Source organism: Cedecea sp. VD22 (genome assembly GCF_037150195.1).
GTDB lineage: Bacteria > Pseudomonadota > Gammaproteobacteria > Enterobacterales > Enterobacteriaceae > Cedecea.
Map to the genome: position 1 here is coordinate 1 of NZ_JBBCPX010000028.1, position 10,820 is coordinate 10,820.

Genomic DNA, 10,820 nt, shown 5'->3' on the forward strand with positions numbered 1-10,820 from the left:
GATTTTTTGTAGATGGTTTTCTCCGGTGGCTCTTTATACCGTAACTGGCGGAGCATATAAACAAGTCTTTCTATTTAATTGTTCTTTCATACTGCAGCATATAGATCTTAAAAATTAGCGGGTTAAGAATAATATCAGGGGGAGCTTAAGTAGATTAATCATTTTCATTTGAAAGTAAAATACCAACAGTGACATTCCTACTGGTTGAATAGCCAATCTGGATTGTTCTTCACTCTTTGTTAACACTGGGGTGCAAAGAGAGCACAATTTATGCTAAACTTCTTCTAAGGAAGACAGTGATTTATTTATCGAATATGTGCCCTGACATATACACAGATAAAAACGAATAATTAGTGCGCGATTTATATTAAAGGAAAAAAAATGACGGCTTACCATATCCATGAGGTTTTTTTAGTAAAAATCGCACACCTGCCTCTTTCAGACAGTTATTATCTTGAATCAGACCATTTAGTCTCATAAAAGACGATGATTTCATCTGAGAGACTGGGTTTGGTGCTTGCATTGCCATCTGCTTCAATAATTATATTTCTTATTATAGTTGTACTTTCCGGAAATAACTTTCAAGATCGTTTCAAACAAGTTAAGGAAAATAATCTAACTGTTTCAGTTCAGGCAGAGCATGTGACAAAGAAAAGTAAGGAAACGATTATCTGCTTTTACCTGCAGCAAAGTATGATTGGTGTTAAGAAAAGAACTTTTCTCAAGCAGCAAATGCTACAAGTAGCAGGTAAACTGAGAGCTATGGCACGACGTATCTCGCGTAATGTCCCCCCGTGCAAGAAAAAAATGTTCACATTGGTTACGCCTGGATTGATTTTCCCAGTCACTGGTAATCCGATATTACAATGATTCTGATGTAGTCAAGTTCGATAAATCCGAACAGTAACCTTCAGGCAAAGCGGATGCCTGACTATAGGTATATCAAACAACATGGGTCGATTCATTTGAAATGCATGTCTGATCACAGACCTGGTTGCAACTGGTCCGTATCGTACTGGATCATGTATCTTCCTCAGGGATATATTAATATCCATAAAATGAGAGATTGCCGCAATATAAATTTGGTTTGCAGGCAGTCTTGAAACAGGAGATGCCACTTTTGCTACCACTCATCTAGTGAAATGATGCCGCTCAAATTCTACCACATGAGGATCTCATTTAAGGTTTTGATGCCTAGTTTTGCAGCAACCCGTGAACGCATTCCATAGATGGTTTTGTTTGACACCTTATATCTCCATGCTTCCTCGTCCACCGTCATCAGGTTAAAAAAACATTTCAGTGTTCTGTACTCGGTAGCCGTCAGGCGTCCGCTTCTTTTTCTGCTCAGTGAGGTGAGCCTCTCTGTCATTAAACCTTCGGAACATAACTCAGGAAGTATTAACTGACCGGAGTTTAATACAAAGGAGTTTCCATTAGCAGATTTTAAATAATCTGCGACGGGGAGTAAGCTATGTTCCGTAATAATAAATGATGGCTGCATCCGTCTCATCTCCGCCCAGTTTGAAAGAACGATTTCTTTGAGAGACCACTTCGCAAGATTCAATACCATTATTTCTTCTTCTGGTGTTTTTCCTGAAAACAAATGAGCTAAACCTTCAGAAAAAAAACGGTCCCTAGCTGGGTAAACGGTCAAAGTCATTGCCTGATCCTTGTATGCTTAATGTTCGGATGAAATCTGGTCTAACCTGTTCATATTTTTAGCAACGATCGATCAAAATCCGGTAGTATGATAGGCATTGACTATCATGTATTGGATTTTGATCGTTATTTACGATCAAAATACTTGATATCGATCAGATTGTCTCTTAATATCCACCAGGAAAAGAAAAATTTATTAACGTAACCTATTGATTGGTAGGTAAGTAAATGGAATTAAGAGTTTTCAGGCTGACGTTACTCGCAGTATCCGCATTTTTCATGCAGATAAATCCAACCTCAGGTGCAATGTACGTTTATCCCATGGAGGTATCTGTAGGTCTTAAAGGAGCCAGCCAGATAAAAGTCATCTCCCAGGACAATGATGTTCAGTTTATTAAAGTCAGTCTCAAGCAGATATTTCAACCCGGGACAGCGCAGGAGAAGGAGAAAACTAGTGATGCGTTTAGTGTTGCCGGACTGATTATTACGCCGCAAAAGATTGCGCTCTCTCCTGCAAGTGAGCGAGTGGTCAGACTTGTTTCTGTCATGCCTCCAGAAAAGGAAACAACGTGGCGTGCTTATTTTGAAAGCGTAAATGAAGATAACTTTATTGTGCAGCAAGGCGATTTAAAAAAATCGACAGCAACCGCAAGTATCGGCGTTAATGTTGTTTGGGGCGCACTTATTCACGTCGCGCCTGAAAAAGTTCAGGCAAGCCTTTTATTTATCGATGGTAGTGGCAAGGTGTTAAATAATGGCACAATCCGTATCCCGGTAAAAGAAGTGGGGGTTTGTGACCAGTCTGGCCAGTGTCAGTGGATAAAAGTGTCTGCAACCATATATCCGGATACAGAGGCCCGCCTGGCGGGGATCACATTCTCACGCGATAAAAAGTATCGTATTAAATACGTAAACTGGATAACAGAAAAAACCGAAGAAATCTCTTTGTCTCTATAAAGAGACTATTACTCCGTCCCCGACACCAGGGAACAACAATATAAGGAATGTTCGATGAAAACTCAGATTAAAGTTATTTCATTTGTCAGCGTGCTTGTCACTACCTTCAGTGTGAATGCTGTCCAGCGTGATATTACTGTCACGGCAAATATCGACCCTACGGTCGATGTCACACTTGCTGATGGATCACCTCTGCCGTCATCTATCGCCATGCAGTACCTGCCAGGCAAAGGTCTTGCCGCCCATAAAGAGAACATCAAGTTCTGGTCCAATACTGCGGACCGTGCGCTAAACGTCAGCCTGGCAAATACACCGTCGCTCACGGATGCGAATGGCGCTAACCCTATTCCGCTAAGTGTGTCCGTCAATGGCACCGCCCTCTCCACGACGGCGACAAGCCTTGCTTACGCCACCACATTCCCAAGCGGGATTACGAATGGCTCGTCGACCATGCCGTTGGTTATTTCACAGACCACGCCAGGCGCAGTTTCTGCAGCAGGGACCTATACCGGCATTGTAAGTCTTGTCGTGACCCAGGCCACTGCAGCAGCGGGCGGCTGACAGAGATAAGAATAATGACAGGGGAAACCCTGTCATTAGACAGGACTTCATGGATGAATATACGATTCACGTTTCTGGCCGTAATGATAAGCGCGTATTCAGTCTCTCTGACGAGTAATGCATCATTGCGCGTACCCAGGGGATTTGAAGAGCTGGCCCGGGGTCAGACTATTCTCACGGAAGTCTCACTGTACGGACAATCGCTGGGGGTTTTCAAGAGCTGGGTGGATCTTGAAAGCATCCAGTTCATACAACCGGACGCGTTGATATCTTCCATCCTGAGGGCATATCCGGACAACCCTCGGCTCAGCATCATGCTGCATAAGTCTCTGGATAAACCGTTTCGCCGCAACAGCCAGCTCTCCTGCAGTACGGGCGGTAACCAGCCCGGATGCGATTTTCTGGACACTCAGACGGTTGACGTTATCTATGATGAAAATAATGGCAGGATAAATCTTTTTATTGCCCGGGATTATTTGCCAGCTAAAAAGCAGGACAATATTTATTACGACGTAAGCGCAGAAAGCCGTAATGCGCTCATTCATCAACAAAATGTCAATTTCGTTGCGGACAGGCGTTATCAGTCTGTGTCGCTTCAGGGTAACGGTACGTTGGGCGTTAGCGACGGGGGTTATCTCAACCTTGACTGGAATCTTCAGGGGCAACGTTCAGGCAATCAAAGCACGCATGATGTATCCGTCAATAATGCTTACATCAGGCAGGATTTTTTAAAGCGGATTTATGTGCAGGCAGGTGTCATGGACGCCCGGGACATATTCAGCAATACCGGGGGGAATATCAATCTCAGTCAGTTACCCCTGGGTAAAATTCGTGGCGTCAGGACGGGCTCGACGCTTGCATGGATAAACATGGATAAGGTCTCAACCGGCACGCCTGTCAATCTGTTTCTCTCACGTGATGCGAGAGTCGATGCTTATCGGGAAGGACAGCTACTGGCTTCATTTTATTTAAAAGCCGGTGCACAGATTCTGGACTCCCGGGCATTCCCTCAGGGAAGTTACACGCTTACTTTACGGATTTTTGAGGATAACCAGCTGGTAAGAACAGAAACAGTCCCTTACACCGGGCTGGGAGAACTTTCATCCCGCACGTTACAATGGTTTATTCAGGCGGGAGTACCGGACGCGGACGGGATCTTCAGTGAGCGCACCGACAGGCAGGTCGTTCAGGCCGGGCTGAGGCTGCCGGTGAGCAATAACCTCGCTCTGACCACTGGTTCAGCTTTTTTCAATACTGCGCGTTTCTGGGAAAGTGCGCTGGACTGGGCGCACGGTTTTGATTCCGGATGGCTTGACGGGCTTCTGACGTCGAGAGTCAGCTATCTGCACGGAAGCGAAGGCTCAAGAGGTAATATTCAGCAGGCAAATTACAGCGATGGTTTTTCGCTCAGTTTTTATCGTAGTGCAATGACGGCCCCGGAGTGTAACAGTCAGGGACTTCATCGCTACAGCATAAACGGTTGCTACAAGAGTAGTAGCGTGATGTTTTCTGTCCCGCTGGATAAGTGGTATGCCACACTCGGATTTGCCCGCAACAGTAACCGGGGGCGGTATGTCTATCGCCGGGATATAGCTGATTTTGACCCGCGTGACCGGACGGCTGTTCCCTGGGAAAGAATTTATCAGACTCACTCTGAAAGCCGGACATGGCAGGCGGGCCTCACGCGCACGATTAATCTCAATGAGATTAATATCACATCAGGCATCAATGCCTTTTTTCGAAATGACAGCGCATTTAATGCTCCGGATAAAGGCATGTTTATTACGCTTTCGTTCTCTGCAAGCAGGAATGGCGTGGACGGAAAGCGAAGTACATTTTCTGGCGGAGCAAACTGGCAGACCAGTAAGCGGGGTAATGACGGGCTGGGTTATAACATTGCTGCCAGTCAGTACAGCGATGAGACGGGGGAAAACGAAACAGGTGTGTCGCTTAACGGCGTGAATACGGGCACGCTGACCGCTTCAGCTTATGGCCGTATGGGGGGGCAGTACGGCGCGGGGTCCCTGACCGTCAGTGACGCCTGGGACCGGACAAGTGGGGAACATCTGCTCAACGGTAGCGGTAATTACAGCTCCTCCCTCATCCTGGATCGGGATGGGCTGGCCGCTGGCCGCTGGGGAGATGGAACGCCTTCTTCAGCAATAACTGTGGGTGTTGAACAGCAAGACACCCCAGAAGTATCGCGGGTAAATGTCTCTGTGGACACCGGTGGAAGGAGTGAGGTGAGAGGCAACAGCAGGGCGCTTTTTACTGTGCCGGGTTACAGGGAAAACCAGTTTGACGTCACGGAGTCCGTTGCCTCCCCTGAGGGAATAAGCAGTGAGATAAGCCGGGGTACCGGAGCAAGAAAAGTCTTCATGACTCCAGGAAAGGTCTTTAACCGGGCTGTGAGCGTGCAAACGCGCTACACGTGGCTTGGCCAGTTGCTGGATAACAACCGCCACCCACTTGAAGGGGTCATCCCGCTTAATGTGATGGCATGGACGCCTCTGGGTAACGGAAGTTTTACCCTTCAGACGACGAGAAAGGTGGAAAAGTTGTACGTTGTGAAAAACGAATCCTACTGGCAGTGTGGGATGAAGGTCAGCATGATGAGAGATGTTATTCGTTATGTCGGGGAAACGAGGTGCCAGCGTACAGATCTTGCAAGGCTGCCTGCGGCAGAACAAAAGCAGGTTGTTCTGATGACTGCAGGGTTAAGTGATCATACGAAAAATACCGCTATGAATAATTAAGGCGTAAATATGTATTTTAAAAATGTTTTACTATACTTAATCTCATTTTTATCCATTGTTTCATTCTCTTGTAAAGCTATTTACGAGCCACCGATGAACAGAACTACAAATCTTACAGCTGAATTTGATAAAAACTCACTACCTGCTTCTTTAATTATCTGGAATGCTTTATCAGGCGGTCAGGATGATACTAATGGACAAAAATGGGGAAGAAATACACTAACCTGCCTTAATGCTACAGACACCACATATGGAGCTTGTGCGACTACGTCTTCGTGGTGGTACAACTCAACAGACAACAGACTTTACGTAAGACTGTCTTTTTCTCTTAAAGGAAGTTCAACTAAAGTTGATTTAAATATTACGCCTATAAAACAATGGAATGTTATTTCTGGAGGTTGTGCAGGACAATCCAAAAACACCCCTGCTTCAATGACTACTGGCTGCGATAATGCTTTAATCGTGACCAGTGATTTCACTTACAGCATTCCGCAAAGTGAGCTTGCCAAACTCTCATCTCCAGGCACCTGGACCGCTACGTTGAAGCAAAATTTACGTTTATGGGACAATGGATATGGAATATTGGGTGTTTGGAGTGCGGATATATCATTGACAGTGACAGACCTTAAAAGTCAGCAAGTTTATTTCCCAACATTCCCTTATTCAACCCCCCAGGTAAATCTTAATTTATCCAATCGCACTGGCACTAAGAATACACAAAGTATGAGCGGTAAGTCTGTATTAGATATGTGTCTATATGATGGGAAAAACTCGACAAGCTCTCAGGTTAATATGATATTCAGCGACGAGAGAGCGAGTGCTCCAGGAAGGCAGCCTGGATTTTTTTCTGTTTATCGAAATGGCGCTGACAAAAGTCAGGCTGAAAACAGAGTTGATTACCAGCTTAGCGTATTAAACCCTACATCCGGACAGTCACAGATTATAAGTAATGGAGCGGAGGTTTTATGGAAAAATACGAATGAAAGAAAAATTCAGAGACAAGTTGTTATTCCCGGTGTTTCGGGTGTTTCTTTATGCGTGCCAGCACCATTAACATTTACAACACCGCAATTCCGCTTTGCCGATAAGTCAGCAGGAATATATAGTGGGAAACTCACTGTTATATATACACCATCTACCCAGTCTAATTTAACTAACTAGAGCGTACGTTAAATACGACGAGCTATTGCAATAAATGGATTTCTATTACAAGGTTCGCTATGCTGAGCAGATTTACTTACATTATTACAAATAACTTTAGCTATGGACGTGTTTAAATGATAAGCGTTATTGCAAGGGTGACTAGTAAACCATAAAATTTCTTAGTGGACGGTATAATAGGCATTAGCTCTCAAGTAGAGAGAGTATATAAAGGGTTATAATTTGGATGCTGGTCGCCTTTTAATCATCTTTCCATGGTGGGTGGAGAGCTTAGCTGATGGATGTAGTTGCAGATAAAAGTACCGTTGTGCCAATCGAATACGGCTAAAACGAACTCTCTGATCGGCACTTGCAGGTAGACTGGTGCAGGGCTGGAGACAAGGTTGCGCTCTACCTTTTTCTTTAACGCGAATGACCTTCCCCCTGAAAACAGTGCCAGGCTAAACTGAAGTCTCCGGTCTTTCTTCCATCTCAAAGAGAGGCACACCGCCATGAAAAAGACCCGTTATACCGAAGAACAGATAGCCTTTGCGCTGAAACAGGCCGAAACCGGTACTTGCATCGGGGAAGTCTGCAGAAAAATGGGCATTTCTGAAGCCACTTTTTATAACTGGAAGAAGAAATTCGCTGGTCTGGGCCTGACAGAACTGCGTCGTTTGCGGCAGCTGGAGGATGAAAATCAGCGGTTGAAAAAGCTTGTCGCTGACCTGAGTCTGGACAAAGAGATGCTGCAGGAGGTACTGAAGCAAAAGTTCTGAGGCCGGCTCAGAAGCGTCAGGCGGTACATTTCCTGCGGGAAGCTTACCGTATCAGTGTCCGGCGGGGATGTGGACTGCTGATGCAGAGCAGAACCGTTTACCACTGGCAGAGTCGGCGGGATGATCGAGCGATTACCCTTCGCATCAGGGAAATAGCGGAAACCCGGATCCGCTACGGCTGCCCGCGTATTCATATTCAGTTGCGACGGGAAGGCTGGCCTGTTAACCACAAGAAAACACACAGAATCTATTGTCTGGAAGGACTGAACCTGCGGAGAAAGCGTCCGCGCAGGCATGTCAGTGCAGCGCATCGCCAACAGCGCCCCTTCCTGACCGGTGTCGATTAGTGCTGGAATATGGATTTCGTGTCGGATAATCTGTTTAACGGACGGCGTTTTCGGGTGTTAACTGTAGTGGATAATTTTAGTCGTGAGTGTCTGGCGATCCACGCAGGAAAGTCGCTGAAGGGCGAGGATGTGGTCGCTGTGATGGAAGCATTACGCTTACTGAGTAAACGCCAGCCTGTGCGTATTCAGACAGATAACGGCAGCGAGTTTATCTCGAAGAGCCTGGATAAATGGGCGTATGAAAATGGGGTGACAATGGACTTCTCTCGTCCAGGAAAGCCGACAGATAACCCGTTTATTGAATCATTTAACGGTAGTCTGCGGGATAATGCCTGAACATTCACTGGTTCCTCTCACTGGAAGATGCGCAGAATAAACTCGACAGCTGGCGCAGGGAATATAATCATGGGAGAACGCATTCATCATTAAATGACATGACCCCGGCTGAATTTATCCGGAGCCTACAAAAAGACGAAGATCTCTGATTTAGCACTGCATTGATTTTGGGCCAGGGTCAAAAACCCAGAAACCTCAAAAAGTGCGTGGAACTAAAACGGGTGTACTTACACCGGGACTTAACCCGGCACGGCCACGAGCTTGCGTATATAAAGATCTGTTGCTAATTTTTCAGGGTATTCATTGGATTACAGATAGCATAAATTGAAGAGAAAATCGTTATTCTGGCGGTCAAAAACGTACATTGTTGCCGGATCATACCCAGCATTACGTTCCCGGCCCCTGAATAACAGAGACAGATGCTGAAACGGTGATGTTTCATTCAGGCTAAAAATGAATCAGGGGGTTATGTATGTTTACAGATCTTCAGGGAAAAGTGGCTGCAGTAACAGGCTCCTCCAGAGGAATAGGGGCTGCAATTGTTACCCGCTTAGTTGAAGAAGGAATGAATGTCGTCATCAATTATCATTCAGACAAAGAAGAAGCGCAGGCGCTGGCTGATAAACTGAACGGCCTTAAGTCGGGAAAAACGACCATATTTGGCGGTGATATCAGTGATGAAAATACTGCCCATGACTTCGTTACGGCTGCGATAGATCATTTCGGAAAACTGGATTTGCTGATTAATAACGCCGGGATTGAAACTCAAAACCCGACGCACAGAATAAGCCTTGATGACTGGCGCAGGATCATTGACGTCAATCTTACCAGTTTTTTTCTCACCGGGAGATCTGCGCTTAACTACTTTTTAGAAAACGACATTAAAGGCAATATTATAAATGTGTCATCTGTTCACGAGATCATTCCCTGGCCGACTTTCGCCAGCTATTCTGCCAGCAAAGGGGGAGTACGTATGCTGACTCAATCCCTCGCGCTGGAATATGCTGCAAAGGGCATCCGGGTTAACGCTATTGGGCCGGGTGCTATAAACACGCCCATGAATCAGGATAAAATGAGCGATGAGACGTTACGTGTGGAGCTGGAAACGCTTATTCCAATGAAGTATGTCGCTGAGCCAGAGGTTGTTGCAAATGTTGCCGCCTGGCTGGCTTCAGACCAATCAGCCTATATTACCGGGCAGACCATTTTTGTGGATGGCGGGATGACGCTGTATCCCTCATTCCAGGGTGGGAAGGGCTGAATCATGAGTGAAGTGAAATCTGTCACTTCACTCTTTCAGTCACCGCATAAGCGGTCTCAGAAGTCCTGAGACAGAATAGTCGTCGGGCGTTTCTTCACAGACGAGTTACGCGCTGTGACAACAATTTATCGACTATATCTGCAAAATTGGCAGTAGAGGCAATAAATACGCTAATACCGCGCGGGATAAGAACAATGCTTATGTAGTACGCTTGTTATCTTGCCAGCCTGTGTCCGCAGAGGCTCAGGCAGTTACAGCTTTCCGCACCTTTTGGAAGTACACTGTAAGATGGTCAAGTTGTATACCTTAGCGTAATTGCTGGACTGAACGTACCGGCTCTGAAAGTGGTGCGTGGAAGACCAGTCTGATGAGATACATCGTCTCTGATGGTGAAAGAGTCAACATTGCCACAGAACGTTTATATTCATCTTTGTTTAAGACTGAAAGTCAGTTGCATCAAGACAATCATTTTCTTTTATAACATGTATATTCTGGTCAGTTGCAACTAAGTTTTGCAAGGTATGAGTGAGCTATTTTAAAGAATAAACAGGATGATGGGTGTCATCCACGTCATTCTACTTTCATTTAACGTAAATATTATGCCAAAAATATTTATTTCAAAAAGCAGTCTGGAAGTGAATGCAGCAATTATTTAATGCGTTCTGTGCACAAAAAAAATAGAATATATCCTCAGCCCAGGGTATTCTCGATTAAAATAATAGGGGTATTCGTTGATTAACTATATATCAGCAGATGTTTCACCGTCGGTAATGCATTTTAAGTCATAAAGGTTTTATCTGAAAGCTGTCCCGTTGTTGGTTGTGAATCCGAGGGGATCGCAGCTATATATTCTGCAATCAGGAGTCGAACTTTGTTGTAAAAAAGGTTTTTAAACTATTTCCCAGGTAGGGAGACATACATTCTATGCAATATGCACGAACGATGACAAAGAAAGACTGGCTTTATATTCTCCGACAGTTACGCCACAAAGAGTCACTGCAGAAAATCATAGATAAAAAAAACT

At 45.2% G+C, this 10,820-nt stretch carries 7 protein-coding genes and 1 pseudogene; 7 read left to right on the forward strand and 1 reads right to left on the reverse strand.

Annotated elements, in window-relative coordinates:
- Nucleotides 1-486: 486 nt before the first annotated feature.
- A complete protein-coding gene (locus tag WFK85_RS23075; RefSeq protein ID WP_166996009.1) occupies nt 487-870 on the forward strand; it encodes a hypothetical protein in 384 nt (127 codons plus the stop codon).
- 289 nt (nt 871-1,159) lie between these two features.
- On the opposite strand, the gene WFK85_RS23080 is transcribed toward WFK85_RS23075, so the two are convergent.
- A complete protein-coding gene (locus WFK85_RS23080) occupies nt 1,160-1,660 on the reverse strand; it encodes a hypothetical protein (protein WP_008460567.1) in 501 nt (166 codons plus the stop codon).
- Between the two features lie 227 nt (nt 1,661-1,887).
- On the opposite strand from WFK85_RS23080, the gene WFK85_RS23085 reads away from it, so the two are divergent.
- The 6 genes and pseudogenes from WFK85_RS23085 (at nt 1,888) to WFK85_RS23110 (ending at nt 9,796) form a co-directional block, all read left to right on the forward strand.
- Nucleotides 1,888-2,616, forward strand: a complete 729-nt coding sequence (locus WFK85_RS23085; RefSeq protein ID WP_008460566.1) for a fimbrial protein — start codon at nt 1,888-1,890, stop codon at nt 2,614-2,616.
- A 54-nt stretch (nt 2,617-2,670) separates the two neighbouring features.
- Nucleotides 2,671-3,177, forward strand: coding sequence for a CS1 type fimbrial major subunit (locus WFK85_RS23090; RefSeq protein WP_008460565.1), 507 nt, complete (start codon nt 2,671-2,673; stop codon nt 3,175-3,177).
- Between the two features lie 53 nt (nt 3,178-3,230).
- Nucleotides 3,231-5,933: a TcfC E-set like domain-containing protein gene (locus tag WFK85_RS23095; RefSeq protein ID WP_166996007.1), complete on the forward strand. Its 2,703-nt coding sequence runs from the start codon at nt 3,231-3,233 to the stop codon at nt 5,931-5,933.
- A gap of 9 nt (nt 5,934-5,942) precedes the next feature.
- Nucleotides 5,943-7,094 (forward strand): CfaE/CblD family pilus tip adhesin, encoded by a 1,152-nt coding sequence (locus WFK85_RS23100; RefSeq protein ID WP_008460563.1) that lies wholly within the window; start codon nt 5,943-5,945, stop codon nt 7,092-7,094.
- Between the two features lie 491 nt (nt 7,095-7,585).
- A pseudogene (locus tag WFK85_RS23105) lies at nt 7,586-8,684 on the forward strand (IS3 family transposase).
- A gap of 323 nt (nt 8,685-9,007) precedes the next feature.
- Nucleotides 9,008-9,796, forward strand: a complete 789-nt coding sequence (locus tag WFK85_RS23110) for a glucose 1-dehydrogenase (RefSeq protein WP_008460557.1) — start codon at nt 9,008-9,010, stop codon at nt 9,794-9,796.
- The last annotated feature ends 1,024 nt before the right edge of the window (nt 9,797-10,820 follow it).

What these genes read in the sequence shown, in the direction of transcription:
- WFK85_RS23080 (WP_008460567.1), bottom strand. Translation starts at nt 1,660, where the DNA reads ATGACTTTGACCGTTTACCCAGCTAGGGACCGTTTTTTTTCTGAAGGT.
- WFK85_RS23095 (WP_166996007.1), top strand. Translation starts at nt 3,231, where the DNA reads ATGAATATACGATTCACGTTTCTGGCCGTAATGATAAGCGCGTATTCA.
- WFK85_RS23100 (WP_008460563.1), top strand. Translation starts at nt 5,943, where the DNA reads ATGTATTTTAAAAATGTTTTACTATACTTAATCTCATTTTTATCCATT.
- WFK85_RS23090 (WP_008460565.1), top strand. Translation starts at nt 2,671, where the DNA reads ATGAAAACTCAGATTAAAGTTATTTCATTTGTCAGCGTGCTTGTCACT.
- WFK85_RS23085 (WP_008460566.1), top strand. Translation starts at nt 1,888, where the DNA reads ATGGAATTAAGAGTTTTCAGGCTGACGTTACTCGCAGTATCCGCATTT.
- WFK85_RS23075 (WP_166996009.1), top strand. Translation starts at nt 487, where the DNA reads ATGATTTCATCTGAGAGACTGGGTTTGGTGCTTGCATTGCCATCTGCT.
- WFK85_RS23110 (WP_008460557.1), top strand. Translation starts at nt 9,008, where the DNA reads ATGTTTACAGATCTTCAGGGAAAAGTGGCTGCAGTAACAGGCTCCTCC.